This is a genomic window from Allobosea sp. Tri-44, from assembly GCF_004123845.1.
Classification (GTDB): Bacteria; Pseudomonadota; Alphaproteobacteria; order Rhizobiales; family Beijerinckiaceae; genus Allobosea.
This window is the reverse complement of record NZ_NBDP01000005.1, coordinates 172,325-189,219: the sequence shown is the minus strand read 5'-3', so window position 1 is coordinate 189,219 and position 16,895 is coordinate 172,325. Positions and strand designations below refer to the sequence as shown.

Here is a 16,895-nt window from a genome sequence, read left to right as displayed (position 1 = left end):
CCCTACGAGAGCCAGCGCTTGCGGCGCTTGTAGTGCTTGATGTCGCGATAGCTGCGCTCACCCCCAGCACCGCCGAGACCGAGATAGAACTCGCGCACGTCCTGGTCGCGCATCAGCTTCTCGACCGGGCCGTCGATCACGACCTTGCCCATTTCGAGGATGTAGCCGTAGCTCGCCACCGCGAAGGCGACGGCGGCGTTCTGCTCGACCAGCAGCATCGAGACCTTCTGCTCGGCGTTGATGCGGGCGATGATCGCGAAGATCTCCTCGACCAGCTTGGGCGCGAGGCCGAGCGAGGGCTCGTCGAGCAGGATCAGCGAGGGCCGCGCGATCAACGCCCGTCCGATCGCGAGCATCTGCTGCTCGCCGCCGGAGAGATAGCCCGCCAATCCCTTGCGGCGCTCGTGCAGGCGCGGAAAGTAGCTGTAGACCAGGTCGAAATCGGCGGCAGGCAGCTTGCGCCCGGTCAGGGCGAAGGTCGCGGCCGTCAGGTTCTCCTCGACCGTCAGGTCCTCGAAGATGCGCCGCCCCTCCATGACGTGGAAAAGGCCACGCCGGACTAGGCCGTGCGGGGTCAGGCTGGCGATGTCGTCGCCGCGGAAGCGGATGGCGCCGGCGGTGACGTCGCCATCCTCGAGCGAGAGCAGGTTCGACACTGCCTTGAGCAGCGTCGACTTGCCGGCGCCGTTCGAGCCGAGGAGGGCGACGATCTCGCCCTCCGGCACTTGCAGCGACAGCCCGCGCAGCACCTGCACGGTCCGGTTATAGACCACCTCGACATTGTTGACGTCGAGCACCGCGGGACCGGCCATGACCTCTAGCCCTTCATCCGGCCGCCGTTACAGCTTGATCCAGTCGGAAGCCGGCTGCATCTGCTTCGCCTTGGCGTCGAAGCGATAGATTCGCCCGACCGGCACGGAATTGCCGGGGATCGAGATCGGCACGCCGAACAGCCCGCCGGTGTCGAAATCCTTGATGCTGTTGAGCCCGGCCTTGAGGTTGACGCCGGTCAGCTCCTTGCCGGCATCGAGGGTGCGCTTCACCGCCTCCGCCATCAGCATGGCGGTGACGAAGCCCTGCAGGTAGCCGGTCGACTGGTAGTCGGGACGCATCTGCCGGATCTTCTCCAGCATCGGCGCGGTGCCTTCCTTGTCGTAATAGTAGCGGTAGGGCATCACGCCCATGAAGCCGTCGGCTGAATCGCCCATGCGCTGCACGGTCGAGTTGTCCATGGTCCAGAACGTGCCCATGAACTGGCTCTTCATGCCCATCTGCTTCGCCTGCGCCACGAATTCCGGGATCGGCGCCAGCACATAGCCGTGGAAGATCGTGAAGTCGGGATTGGCGCGGCGCAGCTTCAGCACCTCGGTCGAAACGTCGACGCTGCCGGGCGGCGTCACGATCTTCTCGACCACGCTGAGCTTCAGCTCCTTGGCGACGGCCTCGCTCGGCACGATCGGATCGCGCCCGAACTCGCTGTCGGAATAGACGAAGGCGACGCGCGCGCCCGGCTTCTCCTTGGCGATGTAGCGTAAGAGAATGCCGAACATCTCGGTGTAGTCGGGCCCGGCCATGAACTGCAGCGGGAACTTCTTGGGATCGTTGAGCTCGGTCGCGAAGGAGGCGCCGGCCATGATCATGCTGCCGCGCCGGTCGAGCTCGGGATTGATCGTCTTCGAGAAGCCGGTCGAGTCGCCATAGTAGAGCGAGACCTTCTCCTGGCTGGTAATCTTGTTGAAGGCGGCGACCGAGGCGTCGACCTTGTAGGCGGTGTCCTCGGCGACATACTTGATCTTGCGGCCCTTGATGCCGCCGCCATCGTTCAGGATCTTGAGATAGTCTTGGATGCCGGCATGGATGCCGACGCCGGCGAAGGCGAAGACGCCGGTCAGCGGGATCGAGCCGCCGAGCACGATGTCGCCGCCGTCTTGCGCCGCGAGCGGCCTGACACCGAGCGCCAATCCACCGGCGAGCGCCGCGGTGCCGGCCAGAAGCTGGCGCCTGTCGAGTGTCGTATTCGTCATCTCATCCTCCCTAGGGTTGGCTGCTCTTGCCGGCAGCCGTTTCAGCGAAGTGCTCAGGTCCTGAACGGCCAGAGATGGAAGAAGCGCCGCAGCCGCCGCCAGATTTCGGCGAGGCCGCGCGGTTCGAAGATCAGGAAGCCGACGATCAGGCCGCCGAAGACGATGGTGCGCACCGGCGCCAGTGCCGCGAGCGCATCCGGGTAGATCGGCGTCGCCCAGTTCGCGACGAACTTCAGCAGCTCCGGCACCAGCGTCATGAAGACCGCGCCGAGGATGCCGCCGAGGATCGTCCCCATGCCGCCGACGATGATCGCGGCGAGGTAGAAGATCGAATTGACCAGCGGGAAGCTCTCCGGCGTGACGACGCGGAAGAAATAGGCCCAGAGCCCACCGGCGAGCCCGGCATAGAAGGACGAGATCGCAAAGCTCGTCAGCTTGTAGCGCAGCAGGGGAATGCCGAGCACCTCGGCCGAGATGTCGCGGTCGCGGATTGCGATGAAGGCGCGCCCGATCCTGGTGCGCAGCAGGTTGGCCGCGCCGAGCACCATCAGGCAGGTCACCGGCATGATCAGCCAGTAGAGCGAGAAGGGCTGGTCGAGCGTCAACCCGAACAGGCGTGCCGGCGGCATCGACAGGCCGCGCGACTCACCGGTCAAGCTCCAGTGCGCGAACAGGAAATGCAGGATGACCGAGGCCGCGATCGTCGCGATGGCGAGATAGAGCCCCTTCACCTTGAGGCTGGGAATGCCGACGAGAATGCCGATCATCGCGGCGAGGCCGGCGCCGATCAGCAGGTTGAGCAGGAAGGGCGTGCCGAGCCGGATCTCCAGCACGGCGACGGTATAGGCGCCGACGCTCATGAAGGCGGCCTGGCCGAGGCTGACGAGGCCGGTATAGCCGGTGAGCAGGTTGAGGCCCGTTGCGCTTGCGACATTGATCGCGCAGAGGCAGGCGAGGAAGAGCCAATAGGGGCTGGCGACGAAGGGAAAGGCGATCGCGCCAAGCGCGAGCAGCACCAGCAGCACGCGTTGCGTCGGCGTGTCGAACAGCGCCTCGTCGGCGGCGTAGCTGGTCTTGAGCGTGCCGATCCGCATGGCGCTACAGCCTCTCGATCTCGTGGGTGCCGAACAGTCCGTAGGGACGGACCATCAGCAGCACGAGCAGCAGCGCGAAGGTGACGACGAGCTTGAACTCGCCGCCGAGGAAGGCGCCGGCGAGCGCCTCGACCAGCCCGATCAAGAGGCCGCCGACCAGCGCGCCGGCGATCGAGTCGAGGCCGCCGATGATCACCACGACGAGGACGGAAAGACCGAACACGCCCATGGTCGGCGATATACCGCCGATAGCCCCGATCAGCACGCCGGCGCCTGCAGCGGTGGCGCAGGCGAGGATCCAGGCGACCGAGAAGACGCGCGGCACGTCGATGCCGACCGAATAGGCCGCGCCCTGGTCGGCCGCCGTCGCCTTCAGCGCGACGCCGCCGCGCGAGAAGCGGAACAGAGCGAGGAAGAGCCCGATTACCACGGCGGCGGCGACGAAGCCGATCGCGACCTTCGGCGCGAGATAGGCCTCGCCGATGAAGACCGGTGTCGACGGCATGAATTCGGGCAGCCGCAGCGGGTCGGCACCCCAGCCGAGCTGCACGACGCCGGCCAGGATCGAGCCGAGGCCGATCGTCACCATGAACACCGATATCGGGCTCTCGCCCAGCATCGGCCGGATCAGGGCGCGCTCGACCAGCCAGCCGAGCGCACCGCCGGCCGCGATGGCGAGCGGCAATGCGAGCCAGGGTGACAGGCCGAGCCCGGCCGCGAAGCCGAGGAAGGCATAGCCGCCGAGCATCAGGATCTCGCCGATGGCGAGGTTCACCACGCGCGTGGCCTTGTAGATCAGCACGAAGGCGACGCCGGTCAGGGCATAGAGCGCGCCGGCTCCGAGGCCGGCGAGGGTGACCTCGACAAGGAAGAGGGTGTCCATCACGCCGCCTCCGCCTTGATCCGGCGCGCGATCGCGCCGACATCGCCCGAGCCGAGATAGGCGGCGACCACCGCCTCGTTGCCTTGCATGTCGCGCGGCGTGCCGCTGGCGATGACCTGGCCGAAATTCAGCACCACGACATGGTCGGAGATGTCCATCACCATGCCCATGTCGTGCTCGACCATCAGGATGGTGACGCCCCATTCCTCCTTCACGTCGAGGATGAAGCGGGCCATATCCTCGGTCTCCTCGCGGTTCATCCCGGCGACCGGCTCGTCGAGCATCAGGATACGCGGGCGCATGGCCAGCGCCCGCGCCAGCTCGACGCGCTTCTGCAAGCCGTAGGACAGCGTGCCGACCGAGGCGTTGCGGATATGCTGGATCTCGAGGAAGTCGATGATGCGCTCCTCGATCTCGGCGCGCAGCTCCAGCTCCTCCTTCTGGGCCCGGCCCCAATAGAGCAGCGCGTCGAGCACGCCGGTGCGCATATGGGCGTGGCGGCCGAGCTTGATGTTGTCGAGCACGGTCATGCCGCGGAACAGCGCGATGTTCTGGAAGGTGCGGGCGAGGCCGCGCGCGGCGCGCTGCGGCGCGCGCACGCCGTCGAGGCTTTCGCCGGCGAAGCGGATGCTGCCCGCCTGCGGTCGGTAGAAGCCCGAGATCGTGTTGAACAGCGAGGTCTTGCCGGCGCCGTTCGGGCCGATCACGGCGGTGATCGCGCCTTCCGGCACCGTGAACGAGACGTCGCTGAGGGCGCGCACCCCGCCGAAGGCGAGCGAGACGCCCGAGACCTCCAGAATGGGCGAAGCAACCATCTCAGCGCCCCTCGAACTGCGGAGGCCGCTTGGCCAGGAAGGCCTGCGCGCCCTCCCTGAAGTCTGCCGTGCGCGTGCCGGCGAGGAAAGCCTCGCGCTCGAGATCGAGCTGCGCGGAGAGATCGTTGACGAGCGAACGGCCGACGAGATGCTTGATCCGGGCATAGGCGGCCGTCGGCCCCTGCGCGAGCCGGCGCGCCAGCGACATGGCTTCGGACTGCAGCGAAGCGGCCGGCACCACCCGGTTGACCAGCCCGAGCGCCAGCGCCTGCGCGGCATCCACTGACTCAGCGAGAAAGGCGAGTTCGAGCGCCTTGCGCTCGCCGACGAGGCGCGGCAGCCGATAGGTCGCCGAGCCGTCCGGGGAGGCGCCGATGCGGGAATAGGCCATGGTGAAGACGGCATCATCCGCCGCGATGCAGAGATCGTAGGCCGTGGCGAGGCTGAAGCCCGCTCCGGCGACCGGGCCCTGCACGGCCGCGAGCGTCGGCAGCTTCAGCGCATCCAGCGCGCGCAACGCGCTATGAAACGGGTCGATGATCGCCTCGACCGCTGCGACCGGGTCTTCCCCCGCGAAGCGGGCGACGTCGCCGCCGGCGCAGAAGGCGCGACCCTCGCCGCGCAATAGTAGGACGCGCGCCGTGCCATCATGGGCGATGCGTTCGATCGCATCCGCAAGGCTCCGCGCCATGTGCGGATCGATCGCGTTCAGCACGCGCGGACGATTGAGCGTGACGGTGGCGACGGCCTGCTCGATCGTGAGCAGCACCGGGCTCTCGGCCTGTTCCATGACGTTCCCCTTGAGTCCGCGGTCGTTGGCCGCCGCGGTATCTCCAGCTCTACTCGATATTCCTGAGCTTACTCGTGAGTAAGGCGAAACCTGATGGCATACGCTATGCGCAATTGCGCACGGCCGGGATTGTCGAAACGGAACGGGGCTTCGCCGGGTTTTTGGCGTCGGACGAGGCGAAGGCGCAGGGCACCTCGAAGCTTTACCGGGAGATCACCACACTCCAACCAATACATCGCGACCAAGGGTGGGCTGGATGCGCTGACTGAGGCACTCGTCGCCGAGCTCGGCCACCGCCCGAGGCTTCGTTCATCACCGGTGTCACGCTGCCGGTCGACGGCGGCTATCTTGCTCACTTCTAGCAGGTCAGCATCGGAGCATCGTTCCAGGCTCTCGGCGCAATCGTGGCCAGATTGCGTCAGGTGACGGGTAGCAAAACTGCGTTCCGGTCTGCTATGGATTCAGGAGGAATTGCGGTGATCTGCCTGCCGATTTGGCCGTTCACCATGGATAATCTCGTAGAGGCGCGCGAAAACCGTACTGATCGCTCCAAGGCCCCGCACGCGGTGCTGGACATATTTCCGCCGCAGGACAGGAGAAATGCCATGCTCAAGATAGCCATCGCCGCAGCAGGGTTCGCTGCTCTCAGCCTCGCGGCGGCTCCGGCCTTCGCCCAGGGCAAGAAGGGCAAAGACGAATTCCTTGGCGTCGACATGGATACCGGCCGGACCTATTACGACGGTCGCAACGACGGCAAGTACTGCCTCTACAAGACGGTGCGCGTGTTCAACCGCTACACCGGCTACTACGAGAACCGGCGGGTGCGCCGCTGCGGCCGCGGCCTCTATTTCTAGGAGGCTGCAGATGAACCGCATCGCAAAGTTCACCATCGCGCTCGGCCTTGCGGCCGCCGCTGCCGCTTGCGGCCCGACCATCGTGGCCGCCCCCGATGGTACTCTCGTCAATACCGGCGTGGTCCAAGACGGCGACTGCCTGACCCGCACGGTCATGGTCTTCGACCGTGAGCTCGGCTACGAGCGCGCGATGGAGCAGCGCTTCTGCGGCGGGCGCGCCCGTATCGCGCGCTGACCATCACGCTTTGATCCTCGCGCAGGCCTCGCCACGGCTGTGGCGGGGCCTGTACCTTTGCTAGGCTATAGTGACGGAATCGCTCGGATTGCTCCGGAGACACGTCACATGCCCAAACTCTGCAAGTTCACCTCGCCCAGCGACGGCAAGCCCGTCTACGTCAATCCCGACCAGGTCAGCGTCGTCTACACCTTCAAGGGCCTGCCGCCCGATACCATCATCGCCTTCCGCAAGGACTTCCAGCTCGGTGTGAAGGAAAGCCTGGAAGAGACTGTCAGGATTCTTGAAAGCGCGGCTGAAGATACCGGGCGCTGACGGGGCGGGCCGAGACGATCGTCTCCCCATGACCGCCGGATTGTCGCCCCAAAGCAGCCATGCGGCGCTTCCATCCTCGCGCCATGAGGATCATCGCCGCATCAGCACTCACCCTGGCTCTCAGCGCCTGCGCGAGCACGCCGGACCCGATCGTCGAGGACCGCTCACGCTGCGACGCCTATGGCTTCCAGCGTGGCACCGACGCCTATGCGAACTGCGTCTTGACGCAGGATCGCGATCGCGAGCGTCGTTACGACCGCCAGGCAGGGCAGCGCCCCTCCCGCCCCGAACGACCCTACAGTTCCGAAGAGGAATAGCTGCCGGTCCGAGGGCGCCTGAGGCCCATGCGGGGGTAGCCTCGGCTCCTGCCTGATTCAGGCCGCGTCAGACTGTTCAGTCAGGCCCATGATCCATGCTTCGCAGCTTGAGACTGCGCGGCTCGTCGTCCGGCCTTTCGTGCAGGCCGACGCGCCGCTGCTAGTCACCCTCTTCGCCGATCCTGACGTCCACTGCTTCGTCGATGACGGGCAGCCGCTCGCGCCGGATGTCGCAGCGCTCTGGGTCGAGCGCTCGGCCGCCAATCTCGAACGCTTCGGCTACGGCACCGGCGCCGTGGTCGAGCGCGCCAGCGGCGAGCTGATCGGCTGGGCCGGGTTCGCGCGGCCAGGCGATGGCTCCGAGGAGCTGATCTACGGCCTGCGCCGCGTAAGCTGGGGCAGGGGGCTGGGCAGGGAACTTCTCGCCGGCCTCGTCGCCTTTGCCGAAGAGCGCGGCATCAAGCCGATCAGGGCGACGGTCGACCCGGCCAACCGCGCCTCGATTCATCTGCTGCGGCAGGCCGGATTCGTGCTCGCCGAGCCGGGCTATGGCGGCGATGCCGGGAGCGATCTCTACCTGCGGGGAGCCTGACGGCGCCCCACCTCGAAAAAGCAAAAAGCCGCTCATTCTGTGCAGGATTGCAGTTCATTCTCCTCCGTCAGGCTGCTCTTGCGTGCTGCGCCCGTCGCCACCGGTTGGCGGGGGGCGTGAGAGATATCCGTCATGTATCGATCGCGGCCGAGACCGGAGTTGTGCCGGTTGGGCTTTGGCGCGAAGACGGCTATCTGATCGCATGGCCGCAGCGCGGCTTCGCCGTTTTGCCATGAGGGGCTTGGATGATCCTCGACGAGCGTACCTACGCCATCAAGCCCGCGCATGTGCGCGACTATCTCGACCTCTACGTCGCCGAGGGGATGGAGCTGCAGATCTCCCATCTCGGCCATCTGATCGGCTGGTTCACCACCGACACGGGCGTGGTCAACGAGGTCGTGCACATGTGGCGCTTCGAGGATGCCGGCGATCGCGAGCGCCGGCGCGCTGCGATGGAGGCCGATCCGCGCTGGCAGGTCTTCCGCGCCAAGGCGGCCCCTTACGTGCTCGAGATGCGCAGCCGGATCTTGCGGCCGACGCACTTCTCGCCGCTACGCTAGCTGATGTCGGGCGCTGCCGTGACCGCTGCGCCGACCCAGACACCCGCTCGCTTCGTCGGCGGACGCGGACTCGCAGTGCTCGTGGCGGGTCTCGAATGGCTTGGCGCGGCGATCCTCGCGCTGCTCTTCCTCGTGGTGATGGCGGCGGTCACGCGCCGCTATCTGTTCGGCGACGGCCTCGTCTGGTCGGACGAACTCGCGATCTGGCTCAATGTCGCGCTCGTGGCGGTCGGTGCGCCGCTGGCGGCGACGAGCGCGCTCGCCATGCGGCTCGATGTCGTCGCCAATCTCCTGCCGCCGACGGGACGACGCCTTGCCGCCATCCTGGCCGAAGCGATCGCCGTCCATGGCTCGCTGGTCCTGGCGCTCGGCGGCGCCAGCGTCGCGGCGCTGGTCGGCGGCACCTCGACCGTGCTCGGCCTGCCCGAGAGCCTGCGCTTTGCCGTCTTCGCCATCGGCGGCGGGCTGACGCTCGTGGTCGTGCTCTGGCGGGCGGCGCTGAACCTGTCCTGGCCCGCGGCGCTCGCGGCACTGCTGATCGGCGCCGGCCTCTATGCACTGGCACAGAGCGCGACCGGGCTCTTTGTCGGCACGCCGAGCCTCGTCGCCGGGCTCGCTACCGGGGCAGGGCTCCTGCTTGGCGCGCCGCTGCCCTTCGCACTGCTGGCCGGCGTCTCGCTCTCGGGCGCCTTCGGCGGGCTCCTGCCGGAGCCGGCCATCGTCCAGAACACGGTCGCCGGCGTTTCGAAATTCCTGCTGCTGGCGATCCCGTTCTTCCTGCTCGCCGGCGAATTGCTGACCGCGGGCGGCCTCGCAGAGCGGCTGGTGCGCTTTGCCGCGGCGCTGGTCGGGCATTTCCGGGCCGGACTGGCGCAGACGGCGCTGGTTGCGAGCGTGCTCTTCTCGGGCGCCTCCGGCTCCTCGGTCGCCAACGCCGCCTTCGGCGCCAAGGTAATGGCACCGGCGCTGGTGGCGCGCGGCTATCCGCCGGCCAATGCGGCGGCGATCGTCGCCGGCGTCTCGATGCTCGACAACATCATCCCGCCCTCGATCGCCTTCCTGATCCTGGCGGCGGCGACCAATCTCTCGGTCGGCTCGTTGCTGGTCGGCGGCTTCGTCGCCGGCGCGGTGCTGACGCTGGCGCTCGCCATCGGCATCCATCTCAGCGTCCGCGGCGTGGTCGATTCCGCCCCGCGCGCCAGCCGCGCCGAGCGGGCGCGATCCTTCGTCGGCGCGCTGCCGGCGATCGGGCTCGGCATCGTCGTTGTGGTCGGCATCCGCTTCGGCATGGTCACCGTGACGGAAGCTTCGGCGCTCGCCGTCGCGTATGCGCTCGTCGCCTGCCTTCTCCTGCGCAGCCTGAACGCCGGCACCGTGCTGGCGTCCTTGCGCAAAGCGGCAGGGGAGGCGGCAGCCGTCGGCCTCCTGATCGGCGCCTCCGCGCCCTTCGCGTTCCTGCTCGCGGTCGACCGTGTCTCGGAGCAGATGGCCGGGCTGGTGACGGCGCTGGGCGGCGGGCCGCTCGCGGTGATGCTGCTGTCGAACCTCGTCCTGCTGATCGCCGGCCTCTTCCTCGACATCGGCGCGGCGATCCTGCTGCTGGCGCCGTTGCTGCTGCCGGCCGCCATCGCCGCCGGCCTCGACCCGATCCAGTTCGGCGTCGTCCTCGTGGTCAACCTGATGATCCACGGCCTGACGCCGCCACTCGGCATCCTCGTCTATGTCACGAGCGGCATCATGCGGCTGTCGCCGGCCGCGGTGTTCCGCGCGGTGCTGCCCTTGCTGGCGAGCCTGCTCGTCGCGCTCTTCGTTCTCTGCCTTGCGGTGGCGGTCTGGCCGTCGCTACCTCTGTCCTTCAAGGAGTTGTTCCGATGGCTTTGACCCGCCGCGCCTTTGCCGCCGCCACGATCGCTGCGCCGGCCGTTTTGTCAGGCCACGCCTTCGCCGCCGGCCGGCCGGTCACGGTCGCCTCGCTGCTCGGCGAGGACAAGCCGGAAACCCGGATCTGGCGCCGCGTCATGGAAAAACTCGCGCAGAGCGCGCCCGGCCGTTTCGACCTGCGCGTCGTGCCCAATGCCGCGCTTGGTGGTGAGAAGGAGGTTGCCGAGGGCCTGCGGCTCGGTTCGGTCCAGGCCTCGCTGTTCACCATCTCGGCGCTCTCCTCATGGGTGCCGGACGGGCAGCTCCTCGATCTGCCCTTCCTGTTCCGCGACCGTGCGCATCTGAAGCGCGTGCTCGCCGGGCCGCTCGGCGAGGAGCTCAAGCACAAATACGAGGCGCAGGGCTTCGTCGTGCTCGGTTTCATCAACTACGGTGCCCGCCATCTCCTCGCCAAGGAGCCGCTGACCACGCCGGCCAGCGTCAAGGGCAAGCGCATCCGCGTCATCCAGAGCCCGCTGCACACCGAGCTCTGGTCCGGCTTCGGCGCCCATCCGACGCCGATTCCGATCCCCGAGACCTACAACGCGCTGAAGACCGGGGTGGTCGACTGCATGGACCTGACCAAGTCGGCCTATGTCGGCTTCAAGCTGCACGAGGTCGTGCCCTACCTGATCGAGACCGGCCATATCTGGGCGGCCGGCGTGGTGGCGGTCTCGGCCAGCTTCTGGAAAGGCCTCTCCGCCGAGGACAAGATGGCGTTCGCGGTCGCAGCCGCGGAGGGGGCGGGCTATTTCGACGAGCTCATCGTCGCCGACGAGGATGCCTCGATGGCCAAGGCCAAGGCCGAAGGCGGCAAGGTCGTGCAGCCGCAGGATCGCCCCGGCTGGGAAGCCGGCGCGCGCAAGGTTTGGGCCTCCTTCGCGCCGAAGCTGGGCGGGATCGAGAAGATCGAGGCGATCGCCAGCAGCACTTGAGGCTGCCGCCGTCCAACGCCGCATCGATATTACAGGAGCGCTGTCCGCATGTCCGACCGTCCCGTCCTTCTCGTCACCGGCGGCAGCCGTGGCATCGGCGCCTCGATCTGCCGTTTCGCCGCCGAGCGCGGCTATGACGTCGCCGTCAACTACCAGGGCAATGCGCAGGCGGCGGCCGATGTCGTCGCGACCTGCGGAAGGGCGGGGGCGAAGGCGGTCGCGATCCAGGGCGACATGGCGAACCTCGCCGACATCACCCGTGTCTTTGCCGAGACCAAGGCGGCGCTCGGGCCGCTGACCGCGGTCGTCAACAACGCGGCGATCACCGGCAAGAGCAGCCCGCTCGCCAAGTCCGACCCGCAGGTCATCCGCGCCTGCATCGACCTCAACGTCACCGGCGCGATCCTGGTGGCGCGCGAGGCGGCGCAGGCCCTGCTCGCCAATGAGGGCGCGAAGAACCGCTCGATCGTCAATATCTCTTCGATCGCCGCCGGCCTCGGCTCGCCGAACGAATATGTCTGGTACGCGGCCTCGAAGGCGGCAGTCGATTCCCTGACCATCGGCCTCGCGATCGAGCTCGCCCCGGCCGGCATCCGCGTCAATGCGGTGGCGCCGGGCATGACGCAGACGGATATCCATGCGCTCTCGACCGGCGAACCCGGGCGCGTCGCCCGCATCGCACCGTCGATCCCGCTGAAGCGCGTCGCCCAGCCGGAGGAAATCGCCGAAGCCGTGCTGTTCGCACTGTCCGAGGCGGCGTCCTACATGGTCGGCTCGATCATTCGGGTCGGCGGCGGCCGCTAAGGTCCCAGCGGGCATTCGAACGACAGAAACGGCTGCAGGAACAGCCGCAGACGGCTGGAGCCGCACTCTGTCCGTGCTAAATCGGCTGCCAGCCTGTTCAACCGGAAGCCGCCATGCGCGTCCTGCTCATCCTGATCGCCTTCGGCATGGTCGCGGTGCCAGCGCTGCTGGCGCTGGCACGCAGCGAGCTCCCGCGCGGCCGCCGCATCGTCAACGCGCTGATCGTCTTCCTGGCGCCGGCCTTCGCGCTCGGCCTGATCCACGGCGTGCCGGAACTCGACGGCAGGGCGCTGCAATACCCGGTCGCCTGGACCACGCTTCGGCTCGTCCTGACCGGGCTCGCTTTGATCCTGCCCTGGTGCCTCTATGTCTGGCTGAACGGCCGGCGCTGACCTCCTACGGACTTATTCAAGATGACCGAACCCGCCCAGATCCCGCCGATCGACCACGCCTTTACCGGCGACCGCAAGGGCCCGGCCCATGACCCGACCTATGCCGGTGCGCTCTCCTTCATGCGCCGCCGCTACAGCAAGGACGTTGCCGGCTGCGATGCCGTGGTCTGGGGCGTGCCCTTCGATCTTGCCGTCTCGAACCGGCCGGGCACCCGCTTCGGGCCGCAGGCGTTGCGCCGCGTCAGCACGATCTTCGACGGCGATGCGCAGTATCCTTCGCGGATCGACCCGTTCGAGACGCTCGCCGTGGTCGACTATGGCGATTGCCTCTTGCCGCGCAGCGATTTGCAGGGCTGTGCCCGGGCGATCGAGAGCGAGGCGGCCGCGATCATCGCGAGCGGTGCCCAGCTCATCACGCTCGGCGGCGACCATTTCATCACCCTGCCGCTGCTGCGCGCCCATGCCGCCCGCCATGGCAAGCTCGCCATCGTCCAGTTCGACGCGCATCAGGACACCTGGGATGACGGCGTCGGCGCGATCAGCCACGGCACTTTCGTGCTTGAGGCAGTGCGGGAGGGGCTGATCGATACCGAACGTTCGATCCAGATCGGCATCCGCACCGTCGCACCGCGCGATTGCGGGATCAAAGTGATCGACGCGCATCAGGCGCATGCGCTCGGCGTCGACGGCATCGCAGATCAGATCAAGGAGCGCGTGGGGCAGGGGCCGGCCTACCTCACCTTCGACATCGATGCGCTCGATCCGGCTTTCGCGCCGGGCACCGGCACGCCAGTCGCCGGCGGCTTCTCTTCAGCAGAAGCGCTGCGGATGGTCTGGGCGATCCGCGATCTCGATTTCCGCGGCATGGACGTGGTCGAGGTCTCTCCGCCCTACGACCATGCCGACGCGACGGCGATCGCAGGCGCGGCGGTGGCGCAGCACTACCTCCAGGCGCTGGCGTTGAGGAAAGCGGGTTGAATCGCGATGCGAGGCGTTTGAATCTCCTTGAGAAGCGAACACACCGAGCGCTTCGAAACGCGGGTTAAATCAACCGAACCGACCGGAGGCATACGTGCTGATCGTCTTCAGTGGACTCCCCGGTAGCGGCAAGACGACCCTTGCCCGCCAACTCGCGGCAGGGCGGTCAGCGACCTATCTGCGCATCGACAGCATCGAGCATGTATTGCGCAAGGCGAGGCCCGGCGATGACATCGGGCCGGCGGGCTATGACGTGGCTCTCGCGATCGCGGGCGGAAACCTTTCGCTTGGCATCGCGGTCGTGGCCGATTGCGTGAACCCGGTCGCCGAGAGCCGGGGTGCCTGGCACGAGCTCGCCAGCGCTTCGGCTGTGCCGCATCTCGACATCGAGGTCGTCTGCTCCGACAGGGCGGAGCATCGCCGCAGGGTCGAGCAGCGACAGCCCGATATCGCGGGATTTACCCTCCCGGACTGGGCCTCAGTGGAGACACACGCCTATCGGCCCTGGACGAGCGACCGGCTGATCGTCGACACGGCCGTTCTGTCGGTAGAGGACGCATTGCGCCTGATTGAAGGCCGTCTGGCGTCGCTGGCGCGCAGCGCGGATTGACAGGCGGCCGGACAGGGAACATATACCGCGCCATGACCACGAACCCGACCCGACGTCGCAGTGAACAGGCCGCCCCGGCGCGCCCGCGATGACGCTCGGCTTCTAGTCCGAACGCCCGCGACCGCGCCCCGAGCGCGGTTTTTTTATGCCCGTCGCAAAAGTGATGTCCGGTTTTGCGACAAGGCCGTACTCCCAAGCCAGCCAACTAGTTCCGCCCGCTTCCACCAGACACCTTGCGAGGGTCCGATGAGCCAGAACCTGAAATCCATTTTCATCGACGGCGAAGCCGGCACCACCGGGCTCGGCATCCGCGAGCGCCTGGCCGATGTGTCGGAGGTCGTGGTCAAGAGCATCGACCCCGACAAGCGCAAGGACCCGGCCGCCCGCAAGGCGATGATGGCGGGCGTCGATCTCGTCGTGCTCTGCCTGCCCGACGATGCCGCCAAGGAGTCGGTCGCGCTCGCCGATGAGCTCGGCAATGACGCGCCCAAGATCGTCGACGCCTCGACAGCCCATCGCGTCGCGCCGGACTGGATCTATGGCTTCGCTGAGCTCGAGCCGGGCTTCGCCACGAGGGTCGCCAACGCCAACCGCGTCGCCAATCCGGGCTGTTATCCGACCGGCGGCATCGCGCTGCTGCGCCCGCTCGTCGATGCCGGGCTGCTGCCGGTCGATTACCCGATCACCGTCAACGCGGTCTCAGGCTATTCCGGCGGTGGCAAGAGCATGATCGAGGCTTATGAGGCCGGCACCGCGCCCGATTTCGAGCTCTACGGTCTTGGCCTCAAGCACAAGCATCTGCCCGAGCTGCAGGTCTATTCGCGGCTTGAGCGGCGGCCGATCTTCGTGCCGTCGGTCGGCAATTTCCGGCAAGGCATGCTGGTCTCGATACCGCTGCATCTCGACACGCTGCCCGGCAAGCCCAGGCCCGCGGACCTCGAGGCGGCGCTCGCCGAGCGCTATGCCGGCTCGACCTATGTCAGCGTCCTGCCGGCTGAAGCCGGGGGCAAGCTCGAACCTGAAGCGCTGAACGACACCAACAAGCTGGAGCTGCGGGTCTTCGGCAATGCCGATCTCGGCCAGGCCGTGCTCGTCGCCCGGCTCGACAACCTCGGCAAGGGCGCGTCCGGCGCCGCCGTCCAGAACATCCGCCTGATGCTCGGCTTGGCGGAAGGTTGACGGCCGTTCACATCACGGCTCTCCGGAGGCATTGACTCCCGCAATCTGCGACCAAACAGCCGCTGCACCCCCCAAATGGGGGCTGCAGCGGCTCATGCTCGACATCATAGCTGATGCCGGCAGCTAGGAGCGGGGGCGATTCGATGCCGGGATTCGATACGTTGGGCGTGCGCCTGGCGCGCAGCCGGCGCAGATTGGAACGCGAGCGTGCAGTTGCCGCCGCGACTGAGCAATCGGTGGAGCAGGGGCTGGGGGGCTCTGACCAGGGCGACACCGGGAGCCAGCTCGCGATACTCGGCAGGCCGAAGACCGTGTCCGCACAGGTGATCGCGTTTCCGCGCTCGAACGAGCGCGTCCGGGACTGAAGCAGCGTTGCTGGAGCAAGGCTGCCAGCGCTGCCGGGGGTGGTCGAACGACCCCGGCAGCGCTTTTTTCGTCAGCCTGCGTAGGGCTTGAACAGCTGCTTCTGTGTGCCCAGCCCCTCGATGCCGAGGGCCACGGTCTCACCGCCCTTGAGGAAGCGCGGCGGCTTGAAGCCGAGCCCGACGCCGGGGGGCGTGCCGGTGGTGATGACGTCGCCCGGATCGAGCTGCATGAACTGGCTGATATAGTGGACGAGATAGGCGGCGCCGAAGATCATCGTCTTGGTCGAGCCGTTCTGGACGCGCTCGCCGTCGACCTCGAGCCACATCGCCAGGTTCTGCACGTCGGCGATCTCGTCCGGCGTCACCAGCCAGGGACCGAGCGGGCCGAAGGTCGGGCAGCCCTTGCCCTTGGCCCATTGCCCGCCGCGCTCGGTCTGGAATTCGCGCTCCGAGACGTCGTTGCAGACGCAGAAGCCGGCGATCGCCGCCATCGCGTCCTTCTCGTCGATATAGGAGCCGCCATCGCCGATCACGATGGCGAGCTCGACTTCCCAGTCGGTCTTCTTCGAATTCTTCGGGATGATGACGTCGTCATTCGGGCCGACGATGCAATTCGGCGCCTTGTTGAACAGGATCGGCTCGGCCGGGATCGCAGCCCCGGTCTCGGCGGCGTGATCTGCGAAGTTGAGGCCGACGGCGATGAAGTTCCGGACGTCGCCGACGCAGGCGCCGATGCGCGGCGCGCCCTCGACCAGCGGCAGTGATTCGGGGGACAGCGCCTTCAGCTTGGCGAGCGAGGCCGACTTCAATCCAGCGCCGGCGATGTCGGACACATGGGCCGACAGATCGCGGAGCTTGCCGGCGGCGTCGACAAGGCCGGGCTTCTCCTGGCCAAATGCGCCGTAACGAACCAGTTTCACGTCGTTTCCCCCTTTTTCAAACGTTTAAAACAGAGTGTGAGACCAGAATTGAGGTCGCGGCGATCCTGTGCGGACTGCCGCCGTGATGCAAGCCCGTCGGGACGCATGCCATGCTTGCGAAGGCTCCGGTAATTGTGGCGCTTATGCAACGGTCCTGGCGAAACCGTGTCGCCTTTTCGAGGCGGTGGAGAAGGCTACGTTGCGGCGCACAATGGCAAAATCGCAATAGTTCGCATGTAAACCATCTTTTCCGTCACCGAGATTCGGGCACGACGCGCGAAACGCGTCGTTTTTGCACGTTTTCGTCCATGTC

At 67.2% G+C, this 16,895-nt stretch carries 21 protein-coding genes; 14 read left to right on the top strand and 7 right to left on the bottom strand.

The features are described 5' to 3' along the window. Window positions 1-2 precede the first annotated feature (2 nt). Genes B6S44_RS05510 through B6S44_RS05485 form a run of 6 tightly spaced genes read right to left on the bottom strand, consistent with a single transcriptional unit; the run spans window position 3 to window position 5,606 of the window. Window positions 3-812: an ABC transporter ATP-binding protein gene (locus tag B6S44_RS05510; protein WP_129155767.1), complete on the bottom strand. Its 810-nt coding sequence runs from the start codon at window positions 810-812 to the stop codon at window positions 3-5. Window positions 813-839: 27 nt separating this feature from the next. Further along, complete coding sequence (locus B6S44_RS05505) at window positions 840-2,024, bottom strand: ABC transporter substrate-binding protein (protein ID WP_129155766.1); 1,185 nt, start codon at window positions 2,022-2,024, stop codon at window positions 840-842. A gap of 53 nt (window positions 2,025-2,077) precedes the next feature. Then, window positions 2,078-3,118 (bottom strand): branched-chain amino acid ABC transporter permease, encoded by a 1,041-nt coding sequence (locus B6S44_RS05500; protein WP_129155765.1) that lies wholly within the window; start codon window positions 3,116-3,118, stop codon window positions 2,078-2,080. Window positions 3,119-3,122: 4 nt separating this feature from the next. Then, the gene (locus tag B6S44_RS05495; RefSeq protein ID WP_129155764.1) at window positions 3,123-4,001 is read right to left on the bottom strand and encodes a branched-chain amino acid ABC transporter permease; all 879 of its coding nucleotides are present in this window, start codon (window positions 3,999-4,001) and stop codon (window positions 3,123-3,125) included. After that, window positions 4,001-4,816, bottom strand: coding sequence for an ABC transporter ATP-binding protein (locus tag B6S44_RS05490; protein WP_129155763.1), 816 nt, complete (start codon window positions 4,814-4,816; stop codon window positions 4,001-4,003). Before B6S44_RS05490 ends, B6S44_RS05495 begins: the two co-directional genes overlap by 1 nt. 1 nt (window position 4,817) lies before the next feature. Continuing rightward, the gene (locus tag B6S44_RS05485) at window positions 4,818-5,606 is read right to left on the bottom strand and encodes an enoyl-CoA hydratase/isomerase family protein (protein ID WP_129155762.1); all 789 of its coding nucleotides are present in this window, start codon (window positions 5,604-5,606) and stop codon (window positions 4,818-4,820) included. A 605-nt stretch (window positions 5,607-6,211) separates the two neighbouring features. Between B6S44_RS05485 and B6S44_RS05480 the strand changes: the two genes are divergently transcribed. The 14 genes from B6S44_RS05480 (at window position 6,212) to B6S44_RS05415 (ending at window position 15,662) form a co-directional block, all read left to right on the top strand. Next, window positions 6,212-6,460, top strand: a complete 249-nt coding sequence (locus B6S44_RS05480; protein WP_129155761.1) for a hypothetical protein — start codon at window positions 6,212-6,214, stop codon at window positions 6,458-6,460. Between the two features lie 10 nt (window positions 6,461-6,470). Continuing rightward, entirely contained in the window at window positions 6,471-6,695 is a 225-nt protein-coding gene (locus B6S44_RS05475; protein ID WP_129155760.1) for a hypothetical protein, read from the top strand. A gap of 108 nt (window positions 6,696-6,803) precedes the next feature. Continuing rightward, window positions 6,804-7,010: a hypothetical protein gene (locus B6S44_RS05470; protein ID WP_126112477.1), complete on the top strand. Its 207-nt coding sequence runs from the start codon at window positions 6,804-6,806 to the stop codon at window positions 7,008-7,010. 83 nt (window positions 7,011-7,093) lie between these two features. After that, window positions 7,094-7,327, top strand: a complete 234-nt coding sequence (locus B6S44_RS05465; RefSeq protein WP_129155759.1) for a hypothetical protein — start codon at window positions 7,094-7,096, stop codon at window positions 7,325-7,327. Between the two features lie 88 nt (window positions 7,328-7,415). Then, window positions 7,416-7,919, top strand: a complete 504-nt coding sequence (locus B6S44_RS05460; RefSeq protein WP_129155758.1) for a GNAT family N-acetyltransferase — start codon at window positions 7,416-7,418, stop codon at window positions 7,917-7,919. Window positions 7,920-8,164: 245 nt separating this feature from the next. Then, window positions 8,165-8,479: an NIPSNAP family protein gene (locus tag B6S44_RS05455; protein WP_057192325.1), complete on the top strand. Its 315-nt coding sequence runs from the start codon at window positions 8,165-8,167 to the stop codon at window positions 8,477-8,479. A 3-nt stretch (window positions 8,480-8,482) separates the two neighbouring features. Next, window positions 8,483-10,360: a TRAP transporter large permease gene (locus B6S44_RS05450; protein ID WP_129155757.1), complete on the top strand. Its 1,878-nt coding sequence runs from the start codon at window positions 8,483-8,485 to the stop codon at window positions 10,358-10,360. Continuing rightward, window positions 10,351-11,334, top strand: a complete 984-nt coding sequence (locus B6S44_RS05445) for a TRAP transporter substrate-binding protein (protein WP_129155756.1) — start codon at window positions 10,351-10,353, stop codon at window positions 11,332-11,334. Before B6S44_RS05450 ends, B6S44_RS05445 begins: the two co-directional genes overlap by 10 nt. A gap of 48 nt (window positions 11,335-11,382) precedes the next feature. Beyond that, entirely contained in the window at window positions 11,383-12,138 is a 756-nt protein-coding gene (locus B6S44_RS05440) for an SDR family oxidoreductase (RefSeq protein ID WP_129155755.1), read from the top strand. A 113-nt stretch (window positions 12,139-12,251) separates the two neighbouring features. Beyond that, on the top strand, window positions 12,252-12,530 hold the full coding sequence (locus B6S44_RS05435) for a hypothetical protein (RefSeq protein WP_129155754.1): 279 nt from the start codon (window positions 12,252-12,254) through the stop codon (window positions 12,528-12,530). Between the two features lie 21 nt (window positions 12,531-12,551). Next, entirely contained in the window at window positions 12,552-13,508 is a 957-nt protein-coding gene (speB, locus tag B6S44_RS05430) for an agmatinase (RefSeq protein ID WP_129155753.1), read from the top strand. Window positions 13,509-13,602: 94 nt separating this feature from the next. After that, window positions 13,603-14,118 (top strand): P-loop nucleotide/nucleoside kinase family protein, encoded by a 516-nt coding sequence (locus tag B6S44_RS05425; RefSeq protein WP_129155752.1) that lies wholly within the window; start codon window positions 13,603-13,605, stop codon window positions 14,116-14,118. A 246-nt stretch (window positions 14,119-14,364) separates the two neighbouring features. Continuing rightward, window positions 14,365-15,297, top strand: coding sequence for an N-acetyl-gamma-glutamyl-phosphate reductase (gene argC, locus B6S44_RS05420; protein WP_129155751.1), 933 nt, complete (start codon window positions 14,365-14,367; stop codon window positions 15,295-15,297). 143 nt (window positions 15,298-15,440) lie between these two features. Beyond that, window positions 15,441-15,662: a hypothetical protein gene (locus tag B6S44_RS05415; RefSeq protein WP_129155750.1), complete on the top strand. Its 222-nt coding sequence runs from the start codon at window positions 15,441-15,443 to the stop codon at window positions 15,660-15,662. Window positions 15,663-15,733: 71 nt separating this feature from the next. On the opposite strand, the gene B6S44_RS05410 is transcribed toward B6S44_RS05415, so the two are convergent. After that, the gene (locus B6S44_RS05410; protein ID WP_129155749.1) at window positions 15,734-16,582 is read right to left on the bottom strand and encodes a fumarylacetoacetate hydrolase family protein; all 849 of its coding nucleotides are present in this window, start codon (window positions 16,580-16,582) and stop codon (window positions 15,734-15,736) included. Between the last annotated feature and the right edge of the window lie 313 nt (window positions 16,583-16,895).